The following is a 23,002-nucleotide window of genomic DNA, read 5'->3' on the forward strand; positions in this document are numbered from 1 at the left end:
ACCAGGGCATCTGACCAAGACCGAACCGTTGTGGCCCGATAAGCAAACGTGATGGAGCGGTGACGGAATCAGACCGACAGAACGCGCAGGTCCTCGAGACCGTCCACGACGGGAACTCGCCACGACGCAAGCTCTTCCGGTCCCTGCTCGTCCCACAGTTCGAACAGTTCCGAATCGGTCGATGCGATGGTGCGCTCGACCATCTCGATCAGCCAGGTGAGCCGCTCGCTGGTCAGGGTCGAGGTGAAGGAATCGAGATCGAGGTCTTGGGTGGCAGGGTCGCGTTTGCGATCGGCGCGCACGATCAACACCAATTCGAGCAAGGCGACGGCGATTTGGCCGCCGTCCACCTCGAGGTAGTCGTCCTCGAATGCCCACTCCACCGATTCGAAGGTGAAGTCACCGTGTCCGATGGACGCGATCAAATCCCCTGCACCGTCGTTCTCGAACGGTCCCGATCCCCACGCGCCCACTGTCTACTCTTTTCCGATTGCCGTGTCAGCGCGCTTCGAGCGCGATCTTCGCTCCGAATCCTAGAAGAACTGTTCCGGTTATGCGCTCGAGTGCCTGTCGTACTCGGGGCTTCTCGAAGGTGCTACGCGCCCGCGAGAGAAGGACCACGTAGCCACTGAGCCACACGATGGTGATGGCTGCATGGATGAGCACCAGCAGCGCAAGCGATGGTCCCGTCGGCCATCCGGCCGGAACCAACTGAGGCAGCAGTCCGGTGTAGAAGACGGCGATCTTGGGGTTGAGCAGGTTGGTGGTAAAGCCCGTCTTCCATGTCCCGGCCTTCGGCGCGCGCGGGGCGTCGGCATTGTGTTGCATCCGTGAGGTCCGGCTCTCCCACAGTGCTCGCACACCGAGATAGATCAAGTAGGCAGCACCGGCGAGCTTGACCACGGTGTACGCCTCGGCCGACGCGGCCAGGATCGCCGAAAGCCCGAGGACAGTCAGCAGACCCCACACCAGAAGGCCCGAGACGATGCCGGCCGCTACCCGGAAACCGGCGGATCTGCCCGCGCCGAGAGCTGCCTGCGTCACGACGGCCATGTCCGGCCCCGGGACCAGAGTCAGTAGGGCGAGCACGGCTGTGGCGGCGAGCAGAGCGGTCAGCATGCAACAAGTATGAAGTCGGGGTGGGGAGCGAAGTCGGGCGGTGGTGTCGTGCCTGTGAACAAAGAGTGGCGCCGCGGTGTGAACTGCATGGACACGCCCGGAAACCGGCGTCTCGTGAGCACAGTTCGACAAAGTTATGCACACTGTGGGGAAACGGAACGATGCAGGTAGAAGGAATACCTCTGTTGTAATTCATCCTTTTGTCCACAGGTTATGCACAACTGGGAAGTGGATGTGAATGAAGTTATCCACACCTGTGTGTGCATCGGTGGAGAACTGTCCAACTCCATTGGATACCCGCGAGTAATAAATCCCAACCAGTGGGTTGACCCCGGGACGTTCGTCCTGTCCAATCGAGGGTCAGCGGTAGTCGTGCGATGCTCAGGGGGCGCTTGACGGATGCGGAGATTTGGGTTTGTCGGGATTGTGTTGGTCGTGCTCGCGCTTGTCGTGGGCGCAGTTGCGTATGCCGATCCGGCGCCTGAAAACCCACCCGGAGATCTGGCCGGTCAGACCGGTGCTCACATCAATCGCATCGAGCAATTGTCGCCCACTCGCAGTGCCGTGTTCGTCGAGTCGCCGGCCATGCGACGCGAGGTGCAAGTGCAAGTTCTGCATCCAGCGACCAGTGCAGGTTCGCGTCCGTCCTTCTACCTACTCGACGGAGTAAGTGCCGGTTCGGAATCCGGGTACTCCGAGAGCACCTGGACCCAGAAGACCGACATCGAAACATTTTTCGCCGACAAAAACGTCAACGTCGTTCTCCCCGTTGGCGGTACCGGCAGTTTCTACACCAACTGGAAGAACGACGATCCGAACCTCGGTGTGAACAAGTGGGAATCGTTTCTCGCTGAAGAGCTTCCGGCGTTGATCGATTCTGCGTTCTCCGGAAACGGGACGAATGTGGTCGGTGGGGTGTCCATGGGTGCGCTCGGCGCGGCCAACCTCATCACGCATCACCCGAAGCTCTACACCGGATTAGCCTCGTACAGCGGCTGTCTCGACAACTCCGAGTCGTCTTCGCAGGATTCCGTGCGGCTGACCGTGGCCAGTAAGGCAGGCGACGCCACCAACATGTGGGGCCCGGCATCGGACCCCGACTGGCAAAAGCATGACCCGTCCACCAACGCGGAAACGCTGCGTGGGAAGACGATCTACGTTTCTTCCGGCACGGGCGCGCCCGGAGAGTACGACAACGTCTTCACGCCGAGTGGACTGCAGACTGCCATCGAAGGCGGACCGCTCGAGGCGCTTGCCAACACGTGTACACAACTGTTCGAAGCGAGGTTGGGGGAGTTGTCGATTCCCGCAGTGTTCGCGTATCGAAACGACGGCACCCATTCATGGCCGTACTGGCAAGACGCGCTTCACGATTCCTGGCCGACAGTGAAGACCGCCCTGGGAATGTGAACTGGACTGCGAGCTGAGAACTACTCGGCCAGTGCCAGTTCGAGCAACTGGAGGGCGCCGTCACGGGTCTGCGCAGCCGCGATGAACCCCGCCTTGTGGCAGAACACCGAACCGTCGACGCCCGTCTCGGCAGCAAGGTCCGAGCCGTTCAGGCCGCGCCACGGCTCCGGCAACAGCTTTCGTGAACCGAACTTGGAGTCCGCAGGCTTGACCGTCTGAATCGACCAGCCGCCGTTGGTGTTCGGGAAGATGGTGAACAGAAGTTCCGGCTGGGCCGACGCGGCGCGGCCGTGGGGAACGAAGCGTTCCAGCACGACGAAGCGCGGATCCGACGCTTTCTCGTAGGTCTCGGTGAACTCGCGCTCGGCTGCCGCGTCGCCGGCGTACTTGGCGCGCAGGCGAATCAAGACCTGAGTTGCGAGAACCACGGCCAGCTCGAACTGGGTGTCGAACTCCTCGTCGGTGGACGAGATCGGGTTGAACAGGTCCAGTACCGAAGACAGATCAAAAGGCTTGGTGCCGTAATCGTTGAGGGTGTAGATCTCCTGGCCGTTGTCGACGGCGTCGATGCCCTCGACCAGACGACTGTCGATTCGGCGAAAAACGGAGGCGTCGCCTTCACAGAACTGCAGGCCGTATTCCTGCCAGAGCAGACCGAAGGCGGAGTACAGGATGCCGTTGCTGCGCTCGCCGGCATCGCGCTGATGATGGTCGAAGCGACCCTCGGCCGGGTTGTAGCGACCGCCGACGTCGAGCACGATGTCCGCACTGTCGAGGACGGACTCGTCACGGCTGCGAACGACGGTGGCGTCGGGGTACAGCTGCTTGAGCAGCGATACGCCGAAGACGTCGTCTGCATGGAACTTGCCGTTATGGGTCGCGATGATCACCCGTCGAGACTAGGCAATCGAGCGCGGGGATGCCTATTCAGCCGACGGTGCGGATGCGATCGGTGGCAGGTGGCGAGACCGGGGACCCGGCTGCGAACAGGGCAGTCAAGGCGTCGAGGTCGTTACCCGCACCGGTCATCTGAGTGGAGTTCTTCAGTGCGGTGAAGCCGTCCCCGCCCTCGGCGAGGAACTTGTTCACCACGACGCTGTAGACGCCGTCGGGGGCGATGTCCTGCCCGTTCAAGCGCATTTCCGAGATTCGCGAGCCCGGCGCTGCTCGCCGGTCCATGGCGTAGGTGAAGCCCGCGGACGGGGAGAGGATGCGCTCGGTAGCGGTGCCGTCGAGGTCGATCTGGAATTGCTGTTCGAGAGCGTCCTTCAACACCGCTCCTGTGACGGAGAGCACCTCGAGGCTGTTGCCGAAGGGTTGAACACCGTAGGCCTGGCGGTAGGTGACCTGGCCGGAAGTGCCGAAGTCCAAATCCTCGCGCATGCCGCCCGGGTTCGTCAACGCGAGTTGAGCGCCTCGTGTCGATCCGGCGGCGAGTTGAGCGTCGGCGACCAGGTTGCCGAGTGTCGATTCACCGCTGGGGACGCGGTCCCGTGTCAGATCGGCGGTGATGGTCCCCACCGGTCGCTGAGCGCTTTCCGACGCCTCCGACCAGGCTCGGTCCGCGAGAGCCTGAATATCGGGATCCGGCGAAATATCGTGTGTCACTATCTGATTGAAAGCGGACGTCTGATCGCGAACGACCTCGCGGGTGTTGCGATCGATGGTGACGTCTGCGACGGACACGATCCGGCCGTGCGAAGCACCCTGCATGACGACTCTGGGATTGCCTGCGGGATCAGGGAATTCGCAGTTGTACTGCTGGTGGCTGTCGGCGGTGAAGATGACGTCGACCTTCGGTGAGGCGCGCAACGCAATGTCGCGGGCCGGCCCGGACTCGACGTTGCAGTCGTTGGGTCCACCTTCGACGGCCGGTTCGTCCCCACGGTGCAGGAGGACGGTGATGGCTTTGACGCCGAAGAAGTCGAGGACGTCGGCGGTGCGGTTGATCGCTTCGACCTCGTCGCCGAACTGCAGATCGGCGATCCCGCCGGGCGTGACGATCTGCGACGTGTTGGCGGGGGAAATCGCGATGACTCCGAGCGGAATGCCGTCGACCATGTTCACGGTGAAGGGCAGCGTGGCCGGAGTGCCGTTGGTGTACGTCATGTTCGCGGCCATCAGAGGGAAGTTGGCGCCGTCGAAGGACGGGCTGAACGTGCACGCATCGACGGCGGAGCAGCCGCCGGACTGCATGCGACGGAACTCGGCGAGTCCCTTGTCCAGCTCATGATTGCCGATCGCGGAAGCGTCGATCTTCATCCGGTTCAGCAGTTCGACCGTCGGCTCGTCGTTGAACATCGCCGATTCCAATGCCGACGATCCCCAGTTGTCACCGACCGAGTACAGCAGCGAGTTGGTGGCCTGACTGCGAAGCTGTGTCACGTAGGCCGCGAGGTACGCCGCGCCACCGGCCGGGGTCAGTGAGCCGTCGGCCTGCCTGATCTCGCTGCGAACACCTTCCGGCGGGCGGAGACTGCCGTGCAGATCGTTGAACGCCAACAGGCGTACCGACACCGTGTCCTGGGACTGGGCGGTGGCGACACCGCTCAGGGAGGTCGCGGTGGTGGCGAGAAGGGTTGTCGCGAGCACGGCACACGTTCGTGTCATGCGTCGCGTCATGCGTCGTGCTCCCTCACTCGGACCGGCTTCGAACCTCCCTGAGTGTGCCCGTCTGCCGAAACGAATTCCAGTCCTCGGCGTAACAGTTATGTATCGAGTGTCACGCGGTCACGCCGATGCCGGCTGCCCGCTTCGCGACGTCGGTGTTCGCGAAAGCGAGGAACGCATCGTTCTCGTGCGGATCGCCGATCGTCATCCGGACGCCCTCGGTGCCGTACTGACGGATCAGAATGCCCGCTTCGGTACTCGCCTCGGCGAAACCGGGGGAGAGCTCTCCGAGAGGGAGGTAGACGAAGTTCGCCGACGACTCGGGGACGGTGTAGCCGGCTTCGATCAGCGCGGTTCGAACTCGCGTCCGCTCGGCGATGACGCCCTCGGTGCGGGCAAGCAGTTCGTCTGCTGCAGCCAGAGAAGCGATTGCGGCGGCCTGCGCGACAGCGCTCACGGTGAAGGGGGTGTGCACCTTGCCGAGGGCCACGATGATTTCCGGATCCGCGACCGCGTAACCCACGCGGATTCCTGCGAGGCCGTACGCCTTCGAGAAGGTGCGCAGAACAACCACGTTGGGGCGGCTGCGGAACAGTTCGATGCCGTCGGCGTCCGAGCGTGAGTATTCGAAGTACGCCTCGTCGAGCGCTACGACGACGTGTGCCGGGACAGCGTCGAGGAAGCTTTCGAGCTCCGCCTTCGACAGCGCATTGCCGGTCGGGTTGTTGGGGTTGCAGACGAAGATCAACCGCGTGCGATCGGTGATCGCGGCCAGCATCGCGTCGAGGTCGTGGCCGAAGTCCTCGGTCAGCGGAACCTTGACCGAGACGGCGTGGCCGACCTGGGTGACCACGGGGTACGCCTCGAACGATCGCCACGCGTAGATGACCTCGTCCCCCTGATCGCACGTGATCTGCACGAGTTCCTGGCACAGCGTCACGGAGCCGCAACCAGCGGCGACGTTGGCCGGCTCGACCTTCAGGAACGCAGCCAGCGCCTCGATGAGTGCGACAGCGGCATTGTCCGGGTAACGGTTGGCATTGGCGACTGCGTCGGCGACGGCGTCACGCACACCGGGCAACGGCCCCACGGTCGTTTCGTTGCTCGCCAGTTTGATCGCACCCGGGAAATTGCGTCCGGGAACGTAGGCGGGGATAGAGGCGAGGTCGGGGCGAATGTGTGCGGTCACGAGTCGATTATGCGCGCACTGATGTGGTGCGTTGCGGCCGTCTGCGTGTCAGAGTTAGAAGATGTCGGAAATCTTCCGGGCCACGGCGTATCTGCGCGGAGCCGAAGGGGAGGTCGCCACGGCTGTTCCACTGACGGTGGTGGAGCCGGACGGCCCGACGCGAGGCGGAATCGTCGTCTTGCACGAAGCCCGGCAGTTCAGCCCGGCTCTGCTCAATCTGATGTGCTCACTGGCCGGCGAAGGGTGGGTGAGCGTCGCACCTCACCTGTTCCATCGCGAACCCGAACACATGCAGGGCGAGGTGTTCGGTGACAACCTCTTCGCCGACTTCGACGCGACCCTCGATTGGCTCGTCGGCCGTGAAGTTCTCGCAGACACCATCGGGGTGCTCGGATTCGACGACGCCGGAACCGCTGCGATGCTCGTGGCCACCAGCCGTCCCGTCGGCGCCGCGGTGAGTGTCGCCGCCCGGGGAATCGTCGAAGCGCTGTCGGTGGATGCTCAGGCGCTCGTCGACGCGGCCACTTCCTTGCAGGCACCGTGGTTGGCGCTGTACGGCGAGGACGATCCCAGCACGCCTCGCGAACACGTGACTCTGCTCCGGGAAGCGACCGCGAAGGCCGACGTCGCGACGCTGGTAGTCAGTTACGCCGGACTGGCTCACCGGGCCGACGAGCCGCCACAGCTGTCCGAGGACGCCGACCTCGACGACCCGGATTCGGCCTCGATCATCGAAGCTCAGACCCGGATCTTCGACTGGTTCGACAGTCACCTGCGGTAAGTCGGCAAAACAAGGCGCTGACCACACGTTTTGCCTTTGGTGGCGAAGGGTGTGTAATCTTTCGATCCGGCGGTCCGAAAGGATCGGAACCCCCAGGGAGGCGTGCCAGAGCGGCCGAATGGGACTCACTGCTAATGAGTTGTCCCTTTTACGAGGGACCGGAGGTTCAAATCCTCTCGCCTCCGCCAAGCCGGTGATTTTGACCGGCGGGTTAGAAATGATAGAAATTACGACGGCAGGATACGCAAGACCTGCTGGACAACAGAACATGCGCCCGTAGCTCAACGGATAGAGCACTTGACTACGGATCAAGAGGTTAGGGGTTCGAATCCCTTCGGGCGCACAAGAAAGAAGGTCACAGACTCCCGGTCTGTGGCCTTCTTTTGTTGTAGCACATTCGTAGTTTCTGAATGTGTGTGACGTCACCTCGGCGAATTTCGGGCGGTGATCCTCGCGATCGTAGGAACCGACAACCGATCCCCGCGACCTATGCTTTCTCCGGAGCAGCCGCGCGAACCGAGGAGAACCCGTTGGAGACCGTCGACAGTCGGACGCTCCCGGTCTACTCGGCCGGGGCGGTCGAGGTGCCCTTTGTCATCGCGGGCATGGACGAGCTCGTTTCCCGCGAGACCCGGTGGGAGGCGCACTCGCACCCGACCCACGAGTTGTTGTGGAACGAGCGGGGAGCGTCGAGCGCCACGGTGGGGTCACGAACCTGGACGATCACACCGACGGTCGGTCTGTGGATGCCTGCCGGTGTCCTGCACTCGGCGATCGCACCCGCCGGTACCTGGTATCGGGCCGCTCAGCTCGACATCGCGTCAGTTCCTTCTCTGTCCGACGTGCCGGTGGCGATCGAGGTCACTCCGCTGCTGCGGAATCTCCTCGAGCGACTGGCAGATGATTCACTCGGAACCTCCTCCCGCTCGCTCACGGAGCAGATGGTGATCGACGTGCTGGCACCGTCGCCGAACGAGTTGCTGGTTCTGGTGCCGGACTCGGCGCTTCTGAAACCCATCGTCGACGCGATCGGTGACGATCCGAGTGACATGCGCACGCTGTCCGACTGGGCAAGGCTGCTCGGCGTCAGCCCGCGAACCATCACCCGGGTATTTCGGTCGGAGACCGGGATGAGTTTCGGACAGTGGGTCTCGGCGGTGCGGGCCCAACGGGCCGTGACCCTTCTTGCGCACGGCTTGGATCTGCAAGAGGTTGCCGAGCGGGTGGGATACCACTCGACCAGTGCGTTCGGGGCTGCTTTTCGACGCACCACAGGGGCTACGCCAGGGATGTTCCGGGCCAGCTGATGGCCATCTCAGCCTGACTCGATCGCTACACAGGGTGTCCCAAACACGCGATTGCGCCACAATGCTCTCCCGTATACGGTTTAGGCAAACCTCACCTAAGTGCCTTTTCGAGCCGGGTTGAGGGCCGTACCCCTACTCGAGAGAGTTCTGTTTTCATGCGTTCAAAACGCTTCTTGGCGGTGGCCGCAGCAGCGGTCGCAGTTGCACTCGGTATGACAGCCTGCAGTTCCGACTCCTCGGACACCGCCGACGGCGGCAGCACCGGAAGCGGATCCAGTTCCTTCCCGGTCACGATCGAGCACGCTTTCGGAACGACGACGATCGACGCCAAGCCGGAGCGAGTCGCCACCGTCGCCTGGGCCAATCATGAAGTGCCCCTTGCTCTCGGCGTGGTTCCCGTTGGAATGGCGGCGGCGACGTTCGGCGACGACAACGGCAACGGCATGCTGCCGTGGGTCGAGGAAAAGCTCGACGAACTCGGCGCGAAGCCGCCGGTGCTCTTCGACGAGACCGACGGCATCGACTTCGAAGCCGTCTCCGATACGAACCCTGACGTCATTCTTGCCGCGTATTCCGGTCTGACGCAGGAGGATTACGACACTCTCAGTGAGATCGCCCCGGTCGTGGCATATCCGGAGGGCCCGTGGGCAACCTCGTGGCGTGACGTCATCAAGTTCAACAGCATGGGCCTCGGCATGGAAACCGAAGGGCAGGAACTGATCTCCACCATCGAAAAGGAGATCGCCGACGAGGTTGCCTCGCATCCGCAGCTTGCCGGCAAGGCAACCATGTTCCTGACGCACGTCGACACCGCTGATCTGAGTCAGGTCAGCTTCTACACCGCGAACGACACACGCGCCGCGTTCTTCGAAGACCTCGGACTCTCGACGCCGAAGAGCGTTGCCGACGCCTCGACGGGTGGTGAGTTCTCGAAGAAGGTCAGTGCCGAGCGTGTGGACGTCTTCGACGACGTCGAACTGATCGTCACCTACGGTGACCAGGCGCTTGTCGACGCACTCAAGGCTGACCCGCTGCTCTCGCAGATGCCTGCCGTCGCCAACAACTCGATCGTGTTCCTCAATGGAACCGGGCCGATGGGAACGGCGGCCAACCCGACTCCACTCGCAATTTCGTGGGTACTCGGCGACTACGTCGATCTGCTCGCCGGGGCTGCTGGAAAGTCGGAGTGACTGTAACCTCGCAGGATTCGACGTCGGGCGCCAGCGATACGCGACGCCCGACGTTCGGCAATTCGTTGTGGCTGATCGCCCTTCTCGTTGTCCTCGCGGTGCTCATGTGTACATCAATCGTCGTCGGCTCGCGTGAAGTCGACTGGTCCGACATCGTCGCCGCGCTGGGCGGTTCCACCGACAACATCGGCCAGGGTGCGATCACGAAGCGCATTCCTCGGACGGTGCTCGCGATAATCGTGGGAGCTGCGCTCGGGCTAGCCGGCGCAGTGATGCAGGGGATAACCCGAAACCCGTTGGCAGATCCCGGAATCCTGGGCGTCAACATGGGCGCTTCACTCGCGGTGGTGATCGGAATGGCGTGGTTCGGGCTGTGGACTCGGACCAGTATGATCTGGGTGGCGATACTCGGCGCAGCCGCCGCGGCATTGTTCGTCTACGTAGTCGGCTCACTCGGGCGAGGTGGAGCCACGCCACTCAAGTTGGCTCTCGCCGGGGCCGCAACATCGGCTGCGTTTGCTTCGTTCATCACTGCGATCATGCTGCCGCGAAACGATATTGCCGGCAACATTCGTTCGTGGCAGATCGGCGGCGTCGGTGGTGCGAGCTTCGAGGTGGTCCGGCAGGGTCTGCCTTTCCTCATTGTCGGCTTCGTGATCTGTCTGCTGTCAGCGCGCAGTCTCAACTCCCTTGCGCTCGGCGACGAGGTTGCATCAGGGCTCGGTGAACGTGTTGCGGTGGTCCGGGCAGTGTCAGCGCTCGGTGCAGTGCTGCTCTGCGGTGCAGCCACTGCGATTGCCGGACCGATCGGCTTCGTCGGTTTGGTTGTCCCGCACCTGTGCCGATTGTTGATCGGCATCGACAACCGTTGGCTACTACCGTTTTCTGCGCTGACAGGGGCCGGCCTTCTCGTCGCCGCCGACATTCTCGGACGAATTGTCGCGCGGCCGAGCGAAATCGACGTCGGCATCATCACCGCGCTCATCGGAGCGCCCTTTTTCATCTACATCGTCCGCCGTCAGAAAATGCGTGAGCTGTGACCACCACATTCGTTACTCCCGAAGTCGAGGTCGACGCAGTCGGAGCAAGCCGTATCCGGCGAGGTAGACGACGCCGCATCGTGATTGCAGTGCTGGCGGTCCTCGTTATCGTCTCGTTCGCGGTCACTCTGATGGTGGGAAAAACCTTCTACCCGCCGTCAGCTGTGCTTCGTGTCGTTCTGGGGGAGAACGTACCCGGCGCCTCGTTCACCGTCGGTCGCCTCCGTCTGCCTCGCGCTGTCCTCGCTGTGGTCGCCGGAATCTGTTTCGGCTTGGGCGGCATCACGTTCCAGACGATGTTGCGTAACCCGCTCGCGAGCCCCGACATCATCGGAATCAGCTCCGGGGCAAGCGCTGCAGCAGCTTTCGCGATCATCTCGCTTTCACTCGGCGGCTCGCAGGTCTCGATCTTCGCCATCGCGGTCGGTCTGGGCGTCGCAGTGTTGATCTACGTTCTCTCCTTCCGGGACGGTGTAGCAGGCACTCGGCTGATTCTGATCGGTATCGGCATCGCCGCGATGCTCGACAGCGTCACCGCCTACCTGCTCAGTACTGCCGCCGCGTGGGATCTGCAGGAGACGATGCGTTGGCTCACCGGCAGTCTCAACGTCGCCAACTGGGGTTCGACGGTTCCCGTGCTCCTGGCGTTGATCGTCCTCGGACCGGTGCTGCTGAGTCAATCGCGCAATCTTTCGACCATCCAGCTCGGTGACGACGCAGCGCAAGCACTCGGCGTGAGAGTGGAACGCACGCGCATTCTGGCGATCGTTGCGGCCGTCGGACTCATCGCCTTTGCCACTGCCGCTGCGGGTCCCATCGCCTTCGTCGCATTTCTCTCCGGCCCCATCGCCGCCCGCGTCGTTGGTCCAGGAGCATCGCTGTTGATCCCGTCGGCGCTGGTCGGAGCGCTGCTGGTGCTCGTTGCCGATTTCTGCGGGCAGTACGCCTTCGGCACCCGCTACCCCGTTGGTGTGGTGACCGGCGCGCTGGGAGCGCCGTATCTCGTCTACCTCATCATTCGCTCCAACCGAACGGGAGGTTCGCTGTGACCGAATCCCATACTCTGACTGTCGAAAACCTCGAACTCGGTTACGGAGGGCGGACCGTAGTCGAATCGCTCGACCTCGCTGTGCCGCCGGGAAAGATCACGACCATCGTGGGCGCCAACGCGTGCGGCAAGTCGACGCTGCTGCGGTCGATGTCGCGGCTACTCAGTCCCCGAAGCGGTCATGTTCTGTTGGACGGCAAGGATGTTCATCGCCTGCCCGCGAAGAAGCTCGCTCGCACGCTCGGTCTGCTGCCGCAGTCACCGATCGCACCGGACGGGATAGTCGTCGCCGATCTCGTCGGGCGAGGTCGTCATCCACATCAGCGGGTGCTGTCGAGGTGGAGTCGCGAGGATGACGCAGCTGTCGCCGAAGCGCTTGCGGCAACGGACACAACCGGATTGGCCGAACGATCGGTGGACGAGCTTTCCGGTGGTCAGCGCCAACGTGTGTGGATTGCGATGGCGCTCGCCCAGCAAACCGATCTGCTTTTACTCGACGAACCGACCACCTTCCTGGACGTGAGCCACCAGGTGGAGGTCTTGGACCTGCTCACCGACCTGAACCGGACCCGGGGTACAACGATTGTCATGGTTCTGCACGATCTCAACCTCGCTGCCCGCTACGCCGATCACCTCGTCGCCATGGCAGAACGCCGGGTCTATGCTGCGGGTGATCCTGCCGAGGTGCTCACCAGCGACAACGTCCGCACCGTGTTCGGTCTCGAGAGCCGAATCATCCTCGACCCCGTCTCGGGTAAGCCGTTGGTGTTGCCGCTGGGGCGCCACCACGTCCTCAACGACGTGCTGACGTGACGGCGTCGAGTGTCCCGAGCGGGCGGATCGAATCCGTGGAACAACTCAATGCGCTTCTCGGACAGCCCCATCCGACGATCATGGAGAAGCACACCGCCTACACGACTCCGTTGATCCGTGAATTCATCGACCAGGCACGGTTTTTTGTGCTCGCGACGTCCGATGCAGCCGGAAATTGCGATTGCTCGCCGCGTGGAGACTTGGTCAGTCAGGTTCTGTTTCCCGACGAGAAGACGCTGGTGCTTCCGGATCGTCCGGGCAACCGGCGCGCTGACTCGTACCGGAACATGATCGAGAATCCCCACGTGGGGATCCTCTTTCTCGCGCCCGGCCACGACGAGATCGTGCGCGTCAACGGCACGGCGACCCTCTCGACAGATGCTGATCTGTTGGAGTCGATGGCGATGAACGGCAAGCCGGCGCAGCTTGCGGTGATCGTGAAGATCGACGAGGCGTATCTCCATTGCGCGCGAGCGATTCTGCGGGCAAAGCTCTGGGATCCGGCGACGTGGCCTACTCCCGAGGACGTGCCGAGTCTGCGCGACATGATGGCCGAGCAGCACACCCTCCAGGTCGAGGATCTCGAACCGGCTCGGCAGGAGGCGTACCGCAAGTACCTGTACTGAACGCGGATTTGTCACCTATGTCCGATAATGATCCGTGCCTTCAATTGCCTCATCGCTGTTCTGGATTGCGCTGATCGCGGCCCTCGCGCCGATAGTCGCGGGCTTGATCCCACGTCGGCTCGTTCCCGAAGTGGTGTTGCTGCTTGTCGCGGGCGCAGTGGTCGGGCCGTTCGCCCTCAACATCGCAGCTGACAGCGAAGCGATCGGGATCTTGCGCGAACTCGGCCTCGGCATGCTGTTTCTCCTCGCCGGTTACGAGATCGACCGACAGGAACTCAGTGGCCGGGGTGGCCGTCGTGCGCTCTACACGTGGCTGTTCTGCCTGGCGCTGGCGTTCACGGTGGTCGCGCTGCTGGGCATGAGGAACGTGATTTCCGCCGAAGCCGCTGTTGCCATCGCGATGACGTCGACCGCTCTGGGCACGCTGCTGCCGATCCTCAAGGACAACAAACTCCTCGACACACGCTTGGGCAAGACCGTCCTCAACCACGGGGCCGTCGGCGAACTCGGGCCGGTCGTCGCGATGGCGGTGCTGCTGAGCGCCCGTGGTGCCGTCCTGTCGCTGATCGTCCTTGCCGTCTTCGCCTTGATCGCTGTCATCGTGGCGGTGCTGCCCGGCAAGCTGATTCACGAAGGCTCGTGGACACATCGACTGGTGCGGGCAGGGGCGGACACCACTGCGCAGACGACGGTCCGCCTCACCGTTCTGTTGTTGGTCAGCCTCGGAGTGTTGTCGGCCGTGTTCTCACTCGACGTCATTCTCGGTGCGTTTGCCGCCGGCTTCATCCTGCGGCGACTGATGCCAGAGGGCGACGAGCGCCTCGAGATCAAGCTCGACGGGATCGCCTTCGGGTTCCTCATCCCGATCTTCTTCATCACGTCGGGGATGGCGATCGACGTCTCGGCGGTCGCAGCCAGCCCCGGCATACTGATCGCGTTTCTGATCCTGATCGTTGTCGTCCGCGGCGTGCCGGTGTTCTTCGTGACCAAGTTCGAGAAGGTCGAGCCGCCCTTCACCACGCGCGAAAGTGCGCAGGTCGCGTTGTACGGAGCGACCGGCCTACCGATGATCGTGGCGGTCACGGGCGCTGCCGTCGACGCGCATCAGATGTCTTCGGACAACGCGTCGATTCTTGTCGCGGCGGGTGCGATCACGGTTCTGCTGCTGCCGATGATTGCCACGCTGTTGACGAAAAAAGAGAAAGTGGCTTGATTCAGAGATCCAACTGCTCGTCGAGCCAGTCGAACATCCGCTGATCCGCCTTGCTTGCTTCGATTGTCACGGGCCAGAGAAAAAGAGATCGTCCACGTCGATACCGGTCTCCAACGCCGATATCTCGTGGGTTCCCGTCCTGTTTTCCCACCGCAAGGGAACCCCGGTTTCCGCATCGAAGGCAACCGTGGAGTCACGGCCGGCCCAATCCGGTGGCATCTCGAATTCCCAGGCAGGGCGCCCGTCGACCGCTATTTCCTGCCCTGTCGTGTCGGGTGGGAGTAGGTCGGCAAAAGGTGTGTACGGCCAGGTCCTGTGGATCTGGAAGAGTTGTTCGATATAGATGTCGAGACTGTATCCGGTGCTTCGTCGGTCGAGTACACCGTCGGTGCGGAACCACGTCTGCTTTTGCCGGTTCTGCAGAAACAGCACTCCCTGCTCGTCTACGAGACGGATGCAGGTGCGGGGTTTGAACCAGAATTCGAGACGCGCGGAGGGAACACCGCCCGAGGGGCGCCCGCGGAACATCATCCCGTGTAGCGGTAGCCGCTCCGCTGCTTTGTAGCGGCGGGCTACCTCGCTCCACGCGGCGGGCGATCTCTGCGGGGAAGGCTCGGGTGGCACTGCCGGGGGCGACTGCCTTCTCGTGGGGACAACGACCACCGTAAAGTGACCTGTCTCGAACAGCGAGGCGGGGACTGCGACGCCGGTGATCTGCTCGGCGAGAGCAAAGGCACCCTCCAGTGCATGCTCGCCTGGATAGCCTTGGGCGTCATCGTCGATTCCGATTCCGCCGACATCAAGAATCAGATCCACTATCCGATCGTCCCCGACCACCGGGCTGGATCCGAAGAGTTCGAATTCAGCCACACGTGTCCCGTTCGACCACCAGATGAACTGACTGTCGGCATTGACGCCGAGATAGTGCGAAGCCACCTCGCGATCGGATAGAAGTGGCCGCATCGATTCTTCGGTGACGGCGAAGGAACCGCCGTCGATCTGCATCAACAGTGTGCTGTCGTCACTCACCGCTGCGAGGGCAACTACCGGCCCAGCCCAGGCTGTCTCGGGCTGTTCAGTGAGATCCGACATCACCTCTCCGAGTTCGGCAATCCCGATCGCCTCGGATTGTGTGTTCTCGTCGGCGCCGAGGGCGCTCAACACCTGTGTGGGAGTGGAGTCAGGGATGAGTGCGGCGCAGTATCCGAGAGACAGGCTCGTGTTGAAATACTGCTGAATCCATCCATAGTCGTGATAGGTAGGCACACTCACAAGCTTCCACAGATCGATACCTGACCACTGCCGAATGCCAACGAACGCATGGCAAAACACGCTTCAGTCGATCATTGGTTCGCGGACCTGAATCAGAGATCCAACTGCTCGTCGAGCCAGTCGAACATCCGCTGATCCGTCAGACGCCTCGCCATGGGCTGACAGTGGAAGTTCGCACCCTCGGCCGCGGTGAAGGGAACCACCGTCGTCGGTCCGCCGGAGAGGGCGGCAAGCCGCTTGGATTGTCCAGGCCAGAACTGCTCGCCTTCCGGATCGGTGATGAGCAGGGGAGTGGAGATCGAACCGGCGACGTGTTCGAGGTGATACTTCCGAACGGCGGTGAGAGTGTCGTAGTAGCCACCGGCGAGGTACGGACGCGCACGGAAACGCCAGATCCGGGCGGTGTCCTTCGAGAACTTCATTCCAAGCCCAATCGCCATGTCGCGATCGAACGCCTCCGACTTCTCCTCGTCGAGTAGCTTCTGCATGTTCTTGGGGATATGGGCGAGCCACGACGCGGCCACGTCCACAACTCCCGGATCGGCGATCGCCGCCGCGATCCGATGCTCGAATGCCAAAGACTGCGGCACCCAGTAACCGCCCTGGCTGATCCCGTACATCGCCAGCTTCGACGCATCGACGTCCGGCCGGTCCACGAGATAGTCGACGACAGGCGTGATGACGGCTTCCCAGTCGTGACGGAACGGGATGTTGCGCTCGAAGAGCATCGACTGCTGGCCGGGACCGTCGAACATCAACACGTTGTAGCCCCGCTCGAGTGCCCCGGCACCGCCGCTGCCCCACAGCCCGCTGATCGGGCCGTCGCTACCGTTCACCATGATCAACGTCGGCCGTCGCACGTCGCCGGGTGGCCGGAAGAAGTACCCGGGCAGGTAGGTGTCCTCGTAAGGGATTCGGACGCGTTCGACGGGTTGGGCGGTGGTGTCGACGAAGCGGTGCCACGCCTGTCGGTGACGTTTGAAGGTGGGGACCAGCACGGAGTCGTCACTGAGACCATCGACGGCGTTGATCGCCACACCGAAGTACGACGCCGCCCGCAGGTACGCGTTGGACGCGCTTTGCGAATGTCCGGCCTCGGCGGACTGTTCGGCCTGCCCGAATACCCGTGTGCCGAGGTCGAACCAGGCCTCGTACCAGCCCTCGAGGTCCTTCTCGCCGACATGTGCGATGGCCGAGAGCACTTCGCCGGTGTCTGCCGCGCCGTAGGTGGCTTGTCCGAGGACGACTCGAAGCTCGAAGTCGAAGGATTCGTTTCGATAGAAACCAGCGGTGAACGCCTGGTGTGGGTGGGCGAAGAACGACGACGCGAGAGACATGGGCACACCTTCGCTAGTTCGGGGCAGCCATTTTCAGTTGTACCTCCAGGATCGCCCGAATCGCTTGCCGGAAAACCTTGTCAGCGTGGTGACGCTGTACCCCACGTGGACAACGGCTTCGACATCGCAAATGCCAGGGTGCACAACCACAACGACATTCCCAACACCTGCGCACGTTGCGCGATACCCAGTCCGAGGTTACCGCCGCCGGAGACTTCGATGCTGTTGGTCGTCAACATCCACACCGTCGCAAGGGAAGTCAGGATCAAAATGGTCAGGCCGGTCGTCCGCAGCGACCGATGCTCGCGATACCTGAACGCTCCCACGGTGAATGCGATCATCGCGGTGAAGATCGCGAAGACAGCCACGCTGCTCGTCAACGCGTGAACATGGTGGAGTTGCGGAAGCAGACCGTCGGGTGCGCTCGACGGGCAGCCCTCACCCGAGCATTCGAGGGGGAACGAGGCGTCGGCGATGGTCGCGATGCCGAACACCGCCAGCGCAATCCAGCCGGTGACGTAGAGCCTCCGCCGGGGCGTGATCAGCAGGCCCAGCGCTCCGGAGATCAACATCAAGATCGCGGACAGTACGTCGGCATTGCCGAAGACATCGCGGTATTTCTGGTTCTCGGCATCGAGTTCGCTGAGGAACGATGTCACCGGATCGAGGCCGGTGTCCAGGAAGAATTCGAGAATCCACGACGAGTAGACGATTCCGCCCAGAGCCAGCGCAGCCACCAAACCCCACCGCGCAACGTTGCGTTCCTTCACGAAATCGAGCTTACGGACCGAGCAGGGCTTTCTGGACGCGTTCGGCTGCTACCAGCGGATCTTCGTGCTCCCAGATGCGGATGACGGTCCAACCCTGCTCTGCCAGACGTGCATCGGTGTCGCGGTCTCGAACCACGTTGGCGGCCAACTTGTCCGTCCACCACTGCGCGTTGTTCTTGGGAAACGTCGCGTGCTGCGGGCAACTGTGCCAGAAGCATCCGTCCACGAACACCGCGACTTTGCGGCGCGGAAACACCAGATCAGCACGTCGGCGAACACCTTTGACAGGCGCTCGGTCCACGAAGTACCGGAGTCCGCGCCGATGAAGCTCGCGTCGAAGTGCGATCTCGGGTTTGGTGTCGCGCCGACGCTGAGCGCTCATCCGAGCACTGGTGGCAGGATCCGTCGCAGGCACCGTGGTTCCCTCAGCCGTCGGAATCGTCGCTGTCTTCGGGATCGGACCAGGTGGGCGCAAACCTGTTGCGACGCTCTACTTCACCGTGCACGACGGTCACGAAGTCGGTGAACGAGAGCGTCTGACTCTCGGTGGGGCGTCCGTTGCGCGGCGGCGGTTCGTCGACGTCGAAGAACCGGACTGCGCCATCGGGTTCGTAGAGACCGATGTAGACCTTCTCGAAGAGGTCGTAGCGGGTGTCCTCGGCGCCGAGATCCACCCAGGCTTTTCCTGGAACGCCGACCACCGCGCGCTTGCCCCGGCCCGAACGCTTCGAGAGCGTCGTGACGTGGTGTGCAAAAGAGGATTTGCCGGTGTCGCTGGTCTTGGTCGGGTCGCCGTCGTCGCATGTGGCGTACGGCTCGAACATGACGGCGACCAACACGCTGTACGGCTGACGCTGATGCAGAACCATTGCCTCGCCACGCAATTCGTGGTCGTTGCGGACGATGTTCTTGGTCCAGCGTCCCAGCTTGCCGCTGCGGGGACTGTAGTCCTGGAAGTTGTACGTCTTGATGGAGACGCAGAGGATCAGGCCGAGAGTGGGGTCGAGTGCCTTGACGTCCAGGCGCTTTCGGCCCTTGGCGACATCGACGGTCGCCTCCTGGCCTTCGCCGGACGCTGTCGGGGTGATGTTGGGATACAGCGGACGCAGAGCGTCGGCCACCGTCTGTGCCAGTTGATTGGACAGTCGCTGGGCGTAGTTCTTCTTCTCGCCGCGATCGGCGTCGGCCGGGGGCTTGTCCCCCGCGAGTTGCAGTGCGCTCCAAAGTGGTTCGTGTTCCGGCTCGGAAAACAGTGTTTCAGGTTCGGGGAACAGCGATTCCGTCATGCTGCGGCCTCGGGGTAGCCGCCCATCCGCTCGAGGTGGCTTTCGACGTCCTCGATGAAACCGGGAATGAACCGAAGATTGCCCATGCGTGCACGCTTGAGGAAGCCGGCCGTGGCCCGCGCCGACAGCAACCGCGTGTCTTCGAGGAAACCGCTCAGATCCTCGTAGTCGTACTGGACCGGCCAGGTCGAAGTATGGACGCGGAAGGCCTGGCGGTTACGACCCCAAGCCGCGCTCGGCCATGCGTCGCCTGGTTCGAGCGGAGTCTCGCCGGCGGCGTCGTATGCGATGGGATCGTTCAACCGGCCACCGACCCACGACGCCATCCGCACGCTCACGGCATTGCCGACGAGCTTCCACCGGTGGCTGTGGCGAAGGCCGGGAACTTCGACGGACGGCAGCGTCCAGTCCGGATCGAAACCCTGCAGGCGCTCGGCGTCGACGAGACCGGGAGTGACGATCTCACCGGACGGCAACCGGACCGCCGGTTGGCTGGGAATGCCGACGGACGAGCCGCCCTTGAGCGTCGGCACGGCGTTGACGGCCCATCCGAGACCACGAGTGCCTTCGGTCCAGTAGAAGCCGCAGGGGTAGTCAGCGGGATCGCCGCCCAAGCGCTCGCCGGCGTCCTGGCCGAACAGGATTTCGCGAGGATCGTCCGTGCGCGAGGCGAGCATGATGACGCGCTGGCGACGCTGGGGGAGTCCGAAGGCACGGGCGTCGACCACCCGGTATGCCCAGGTGTATCCGAGGTCTTCGAGGGCGTCGGTGATGTGCCGCATGGCAGCGCCCTTGCCGAGTTGCAGCATGAACGGAACGTTCTCGATCAAGAGCCAGCGCGGGCCCTTCTTGCGCTTGACCAGACGGAACACCTCGTCCACCAGGCCTGAGCGCGCGCCGGTGATGCCTGCCGTTTTGCCGGCTTGAGAGAGGTCCTGGCAGGGGAAACCGGCGGCCACCAATTCGATGTCACTGGGCAGCGCGCGCAGTTTGGTGACGTCACCGTGCAGCGGCACGTCGGCGAAACGCGAACGGAGAACTGCCTGGGCGCCCGGATCGATTTCACACAGCAGTTCGGTGTTCCACCCGTGTTCCGATAGCCCCAACTCGAGCCCACCGATACCGGCAAACAAACCCACCATGCTCCGCGACGACGTCACAGCACCCTTCCTCACGAACCGACCTAGAAGCACGGTACTCGAGAACTCCGACACCGTTTGCCAACTATTCGGTCCGCGGCGTGCTCCTTGCGGGAGAACCGTTGTGAAACGGCTTACACCGGACTCCGAGGAAGCCGATCGAGTCCCGAAAAGGTCCCTGATCGGAGCAATAACCCGAACCAGCGGTGCTCCACGCCCGTCCGTCCATTACCGTGGTCGGGTGAGCATCCAACCTTCCGGTGACGCGTCCTGGCCCGCGGTATTGACCTGGCAGGCCCACAACGCTCCTCGAATGGAGTCTGTTCGTGTGCAGCTGAACGGAAATCGCATCAAGGCTTCGGGCCGGATCATCGGTGGAGCCTGCAGCGAGCACCCGGCATTCAGCGCGTCATACGACCTGGTCACCGACGAGGCCGGCATCACCCGCCGGTTGTCCGTGCGGACCGCCCTGGCTGCCGGTGAGCGTCAGATGTCGATCAGCCGGGACGAAGAAGGCACCTGGATGGTCGAGAACGGCGCGAGTCATCAGCGCTCGGCGTTCGATGGCGCACTCGACGTCGACGTGATCCTCAGCCCGTTCTTCAACACGCTGCCCATCCGCCGCGTCGGGTTGCAGAACGACATCGAAGACGTCGAAGTTCCGGTCGTCTACGTCAACCTTCTGGACCTGCGCGTCGAGGGTGCGACCATCACGTACAGCAGCGGTACCGACGGAATCAGTGTGTTGTCCCCGGTCTCCAGTTCGACGCTGTCCGTCGACACCGAGGGCTTCGTCCTCGACTACCCCGGACTGGCCACCCGCATCTAGGTTTCGGATCGGCGGATGACGCCGCCGCGTCGACCGGCGTCCCGCATCCGCTGGGGCCAGTCGGGTTCTCCGACCTGGATGTCTTCGATGTCCCAGCGCTCGTGCGACTCGTACGCGCTACGCGCGGCGAACCCCGCGTCCACCAATCGGGCCGTCGAGCCGTTGTCCAGCAGATCGGTACGTGCACCCTGCAAAAGGTCGAGCGCTTCGTCCAGCGCGATCAGCAGGGCGTCGCGGTTGCCCTCGCACATCGCCCGCACCAGGCCGGGTGCGCTTCCGGCTACGCGAGTGCCGTCGCGAAATGATCCGGCAGCCAGCCCGAGTGCCAGTTCGCCGCCGGCAGCTCCCGTGATCGCGAGTGTTTCCGCCAGCAGGTGAGGCAGGTGCGAGATACGTGCGACTGCTCGATCGTGCTCGAGGGATTCGGCCGGCACGACCACCGAGCCGCAATCGAGCGCGAGGTCGGCGACCTGCGACCACACCTGCGCGTCGACGCCGTCGTCGGTGGCCACTACCCACACCGCGTCGACGAACAGATCGGCATCCCCGACCGCCCAACCCGAAGCAGACGTCCCGGTCATCGGATGACCGCCCACGAACTTGGCGCTCAGACCAGCCCGTTCGACGGCGGCCTTCACCTCACCCTTGACACTGACGACATCGGTGATCGGGTTGTTCGGCGCGTGCGCGGCGATGGCCTCCAACGTGGCGTCGACGGCCGGCATGGGCACGGCGATCACGATGACGGCACCGCTCTCGTTCGCCCTGCGCAGTGTGGCAACCAGGTCGGTGTCGGCGTCGAAACCGTCGGCTCGGGCCGCGTCTGCGGACTCGCTGGAACGGTTGTACCCCCACGCCTGACGGCCGGATCGGACGGCCGCTCGAAGGAGCGAACCGCCGATCAATCCGAGGCCGAGAACGCAGACTGGTGGGGCGGAATCGATCGCAGACACGAGTTCAGGTTGGCACATCGATGCTCGGACTTCACTCACTGGCACCAGGCGGGCTACCGTTGCGCCATGGGTGCACAGCGCGCGGGTAACAAGAGCGCCTCTTCGAACCAGTCGGAGGAGCTTGAAGGCTTCGGTGTCGCGGTGGTCCGTGAAGAGGGGCGTTGGACGGTCAAGGCACTGACGCCCGACGCGTTGACCTCGCTCTCGGCCGCCGAAACGCAGCTGCGTGAGCTGCGAAGTTCGGGTGCCGTGTTCGGCCTTCTCGACGTCGACGACGAGTTCTTCATCGTGCTTCGTCCGGCGCCGTCGGGCACGCAGTTGCTGATTTCCGACGCCACCGCCGCCATCGACTACGACATCGCCGCAGACGTCCTCGACGCCTTGCACATCGAGATCCCCGACATCGACCCGGACGACCTCGACGATGTCGAACCCTGGGAAGAGGGCGATCTGTCCGTGCTGGCCGATCTGGGCCTGCCGGAACCCGTGCTCGCTGTCATCGCGGCCGAGACCGATCTCTATCCCGACGAGCAGTTGGGGATGATCGCGCAGCGACTCGGGTTCGCGTCCGAGTTCGGCGCAGCGCTCGACAAGCTCCCGCGCTAGATGACTCTCGCTGACGATCAGCGCATGATCCGTGCGGCCATCGTGGCCGCACGCTCCGCCTCCGACGCGGACGTTCCGGTCGGTGCCGTGCTGTTCGACGCGGACGGCGTCGAAGTGGCTCGTGCCGCGAACGCCCGGGAAGCGTCGTCCGATCCGACCGCGCACGCCGAAATCCTCGCGTTGCGTGCTGCCGCGAAAATCTACGGCGACGGCTGGCGTCTGGAAGGCGCGACGCTGGCCGTGACCCTCGAGCCATGCACGATGTGTGCGGGCGCTCTGGTCCTCGCCCGGGTTTCGCGGGTCGTTTTCGGGGCGTGGGAGCCGAAAACCGGAGCCGTCGGATCATTATGGGACGTAGTTCGAGATAAAAGATTGACCTATCGGCCGCAGGTGCGCGGCGGGGTCCTGGAGGACGAATGCGCTGGGCTTTTGGAAGATTTCTTCCGCGAGCAGCGAGCCTGAAA

The 23,002-nt window shown here is 63.3% G+C and carries 24 protein-coding genes and 2 tRNA genes; 14 read left to right on the forward strand and 12 right to left on the reverse strand.

What is annotated here, in order from left to right; genetic code table 11:
• Positions 1-68: 68 nt before the first annotated feature.
• Positions 69-473 (reverse strand): DUF4259 domain-containing protein, encoded by a 405-nt coding sequence (locus tag DBV08_RS04385; RefSeq protein WP_124566653.1) that lies wholly within the window; start codon positions 471-473, stop codon positions 69-71.
• Positions 474-498: 25 nt separating this feature from the next.
• Positions 499-1,119: a LysE family translocator gene (locus tag DBV08_RS04390; RefSeq protein WP_095969527.1), complete on the reverse strand. Its 621-nt coding sequence runs from the start codon at positions 1,117-1,119 to the stop codon at positions 499-501.
• 399 nt (positions 1,120-1,518) lie between these two features.
• Between DBV08_RS04390 and DBV08_RS04395 the strand changes: the two genes are divergently transcribed.
• The gene (locus DBV08_RS04395; protein WP_206029860.1) at positions 1,519-2,529 is read left to right on the forward strand and encodes an alpha/beta hydrolase family protein; all 1,011 of its coding nucleotides are present in this window, start codon (positions 1,519-1,521) and stop codon (positions 2,527-2,529) included.
• A gap of 20 nt (positions 2,530-2,549) precedes the next feature.
• Here the strand turns inward: DBV08_RS04395 and DBV08_RS04400 are convergent, their stop codons facing one another.
• The 3 genes from DBV08_RS04400 to hisC all read right to left on the reverse strand — a co-directional run bounded on the left by DBV08_RS04400 (position 2,550) and on the right by hisC (position 6,328).
• The gene (locus DBV08_RS04400) at positions 2,550-3,419 is read right to left on the reverse strand and encodes an MYG1 family protein (protein ID WP_124566654.1); all 870 of its coding nucleotides are present in this window, start codon (positions 3,417-3,419) and stop codon (positions 2,550-2,552) included.
• Positions 3,420-3,456: 37 nt separating this feature from the next.
• Positions 3,457-5,151, reverse strand: coding sequence for a bifunctional UDP-sugar hydrolase/5'-nucleotidase (locus DBV08_RS04405; protein WP_124566655.1), 1,695 nt, complete (start codon positions 5,149-5,151; stop codon positions 3,457-3,459).
• A gap of 100 nt (positions 5,152-5,251) precedes the next feature.
• Positions 5,252-6,328 (reverse strand): histidinol-phosphate transaminase, encoded by a 1,077-nt coding sequence (gene hisC / locus DBV08_RS04410; protein ID WP_124566656.1) that lies wholly within the window; start codon positions 6,326-6,328, stop codon positions 5,252-5,254.
• A 61-nt stretch (positions 6,329-6,389) separates the two neighbouring features.
• Between hisC and DBV08_RS04415 the strand changes: the two genes are divergently transcribed.
• The 10 genes from DBV08_RS04415 (at position 6,390) to DBV08_RS04460 (ending at position 14,346) form a co-directional block, all read left to right on the forward strand.
• Positions 6,390-7,109: a dienelactone hydrolase family protein gene (locus tag DBV08_RS04415; RefSeq protein WP_073512862.1), complete on the forward strand. Its 720-nt coding sequence runs from the start codon at positions 6,390-6,392 to the stop codon at positions 7,107-7,109.
• A 96-nt stretch (positions 7,110-7,205) separates the two neighbouring features.
• Positions 7,206-7,297 (forward strand) — tRNA-Ser (locus DBV08_RS04420).
• 82 nt (positions 7,298-7,379) lie between these two features.
• A tRNA-Arg gene (locus tag DBV08_RS04425) sits at positions 7,380-7,452 on the forward strand.
• Between the two features lie 187 nt (positions 7,453-7,639).
• Positions 7,640-8,416, forward strand: coding sequence for an AraC family transcriptional regulator (locus DBV08_RS04430; RefSeq protein WP_124566657.1), 777 nt, complete (start codon positions 7,640-7,642; stop codon positions 8,414-8,416).
• 155 nt (positions 8,417-8,571) lie between these two features.
• A complete protein-coding gene (locus DBV08_RS04435; RefSeq protein ID WP_124566658.1) occupies positions 8,572-9,606 on the forward strand; it encodes an iron-siderophore ABC transporter substrate-binding protein in 1,035 nt (344 codons plus the stop codon).
• Complete coding sequence (locus DBV08_RS04440; protein WP_124566659.1) at positions 9,603-10,646, forward strand: iron ABC transporter permease; 1,044 nt, start codon at positions 9,603-9,605, stop codon at positions 10,644-10,646. Before DBV08_RS04435 ends, DBV08_RS04440 begins: the two co-directional genes overlap by 4 nt.
• Positions 10,643-11,695 carry an iron chelate uptake ABC transporter family permease subunit gene (locus tag DBV08_RS04445; protein WP_124566660.1) on the forward strand — a complete coding sequence of 351 codons (1,053 nt, stop codon included), beginning with the start codon at positions 10,643-10,645 and terminating at the stop codon, positions 11,693-11,695. Before DBV08_RS04440 ends, DBV08_RS04445 begins: the two co-directional genes overlap by 4 nt.
• Positions 11,692-12,507 carry an ABC transporter ATP-binding protein gene (locus DBV08_RS04450; RefSeq protein ID WP_124566661.1) on the forward strand — a complete coding sequence of 272 codons (816 nt, stop codon included), beginning with the start codon at positions 11,692-11,694 and terminating at the stop codon, positions 12,505-12,507. Before DBV08_RS04445 ends, DBV08_RS04450 begins: the two co-directional genes overlap by 4 nt.
• A complete protein-coding gene (locus tag DBV08_RS04455) occupies positions 12,504-13,133 on the forward strand; it encodes a pyridoxamine 5'-phosphate oxidase family protein (protein WP_124566662.1) in 630 nt (209 codons plus the stop codon). The genes DBV08_RS04450 and DBV08_RS04455 overlap by 4 nt, the downstream gene beginning before the upstream one ends.
• Before the next feature lie 34 nt (positions 13,134-13,167).
• Positions 13,168-14,346: a cation:proton antiporter gene (locus DBV08_RS04460; RefSeq protein WP_124566663.1), complete on the forward strand. Its 1,179-nt coding sequence runs from the start codon at positions 13,168-13,170 to the stop codon at positions 14,344-14,346.
• Positions 14,347-14,412: 66 nt separating this feature from the next.
• On the opposite strand, the gene DBV08_RS04465 is transcribed toward DBV08_RS04460, so the two are convergent.
• From DBV08_RS04465 to DBV08_RS04490, 6 genes are all read right to left on the reverse strand, one after another.
• On the reverse strand, positions 14,413-15,612 hold the full coding sequence (locus tag DBV08_RS04465; RefSeq protein ID WP_124566664.1) for a DUF6461 domain-containing protein: 1,200 nt from the start codon (positions 15,610-15,612) through the stop codon (positions 14,413-14,415).
• 98 nt (positions 15,613-15,710) lie between these two features.
• Positions 15,711-16,955 (reverse strand): S9 family peptidase, encoded by a 1,245-nt coding sequence (locus DBV08_RS04470; RefSeq protein WP_124566665.1) that lies wholly within the window; start codon positions 16,953-16,955, stop codon positions 15,711-15,713.
• 80 nt (positions 16,956-17,035) lie between these two features.
• A complete protein-coding gene (locus tag DBV08_RS04475; protein ID WP_124566666.1) occupies positions 17,036-17,725 on the reverse strand; it encodes a DUF998 domain-containing protein in 690 nt (229 codons plus the stop codon).
• 10 nt (positions 17,726-17,735) lie between these two features.
• A complete protein-coding gene (locus tag DBV08_RS04480) occupies positions 17,736-18,140 on the reverse strand; it encodes a very short patch repair endonuclease (protein ID WP_019746481.1) in 405 nt (134 codons plus the stop codon).
• 10 nt (positions 18,141-18,150) lie between these two features.
• A complete protein-coding gene (locus tag DBV08_RS04485) occupies positions 18,151-19,011 on the reverse strand; it encodes a hypothetical protein (RefSeq protein ID WP_095969539.1) in 861 nt (286 codons plus the stop codon).
• The gene (locus tag DBV08_RS04490) at positions 19,008-20,153 is read right to left on the reverse strand and encodes a DNA cytosine methyltransferase (RefSeq protein WP_153211133.1); all 1,146 of its coding nucleotides are present in this window, start codon (positions 20,151-20,153) and stop codon (positions 19,008-19,010) included. Before DBV08_RS04490 ends, DBV08_RS04485 begins: the two co-directional genes overlap by 4 nt.
• 238 nt (positions 20,154-20,391) lie before the next feature.
• Between DBV08_RS04490 and DBV08_RS04495 the strand changes: the two genes are divergently transcribed.
• On the forward strand, positions 20,392-20,979 hold the full coding sequence (locus DBV08_RS04495) for a putative glycolipid-binding domain-containing protein (protein WP_095969540.1): 588 nt from the start codon (positions 20,392-20,394) through the stop codon (positions 20,977-20,979).
• On the opposite strand, the gene DBV08_RS04500 is transcribed toward DBV08_RS04495, so the two are convergent.
• Positions 20,976-21,950, reverse strand: a complete 975-nt coding sequence (locus DBV08_RS04500) for a prephenate dehydrogenase (RefSeq protein WP_124566777.1) — start codon at positions 21,948-21,950, stop codon at positions 20,976-20,978. The two genes, DBV08_RS04495 and DBV08_RS04500, sit on opposite strands and share 4 nt — an antisense overlap.
• Before the next feature lie 48 nt (positions 21,951-21,998).
• On the opposite strand from DBV08_RS04500, the gene DBV08_RS04505 reads away from it, so the two are divergent.
• A complete protein-coding gene (locus DBV08_RS04505; protein WP_003943823.1) occupies positions 21,999-22,538 on the forward strand; it encodes a tRNA adenosine deaminase-associated protein in 540 nt (179 codons plus the stop codon).
• Complete coding sequence (locus DBV08_RS04510; RefSeq protein WP_095969542.1) at positions 22,539-23,000, forward strand: nucleoside deaminase; 462 nt, start codon at positions 22,539-22,541, stop codon at positions 22,998-23,000.
• Positions 23,001-23,002 lie beyond the last annotated feature (2 nt).

The organism is Rhodococcus sp. KBW08 (assembly GCF_003852455.1).
GTDB lineage: Bacteria > Actinomycetota > Actinomycetes > Mycobacteriales > Mycobacteriaceae > Rhodococcus_F > Rhodococcus_F baikonurensis.

Coding starts and splice junctions, on each gene's coding strand:
- DBV08_RS04390 (WP_095969527.1), bottom strand. CDS start 1,119: ATGCTGACCGCTCTGCTCGCCGCCACAGCCGTGCTCGCCCTACTGACT.
- DBV08_RS04395 (WP_206029860.1), top strand. CDS start 1,519: ATGCGGAGATTTGGGTTTGTCGGGATTGTGTTGGTCGTGCTCGCGCTT.
- DBV08_RS04405 (WP_124566655.1), bottom strand. CDS start 5,151: ATGACGCGACGCATGACACGAACGTGTGCCGTGCTCGCGACAACCCTT.
- DBV08_RS04415 (WP_073512862.1), top strand. CDS start 6,390: ATGTCGGAAATCTTCCGGGCCACGGCGTATCTGCGCGGAGCCGAAGGG.
- DBV08_RS04435 (WP_124566658.1), top strand. CDS start 8,572: ATGCGTTCAAAACGCTTCTTGGCGGTGGCCGCAGCAGCGGTCGCAGTT.
- DBV08_RS04470 (WP_124566665.1), bottom strand. CDS start 16,955: ATGTCTCTCGCGTCGTCGTTCTTCGCCCACCCACACCAGGCGTTCACC.
- DBV08_RS04485 (WP_095969539.1), bottom strand. CDS start 19,011: ATGACGGAATCGCTGTTCCCCGAACCTGAAACACTGTTTTCCGAGCCG.
- DBV08_RS04490 (WP_153211133.1), bottom strand. CDS start 20,153: ATGGTGGGTTTGTTTGCCGGTATCGGTGGGCTCGAGTTGGGGCTATCG.
- DBV08_RS04500 (WP_124566777.1), bottom strand. CDS start 21,950: ATGTGCCAACCTGAACTCGTGTCTGCGATCGATTCCGCCCCACCAGTC.
- DBV08_RS04505 (WP_003943823.1), top strand. CDS start 21,999: ATGGGTGCACAGCGCGCGGGTAACAAGAGCGCCTCTTCGAACCAGTCG.
- DBV08_RS04510 (WP_095969542.1), top strand. CDS start 22,539: ATGACTCTCGCTGACGATCAGCGCATGATCCGTGCGGCCATCGTGGCC.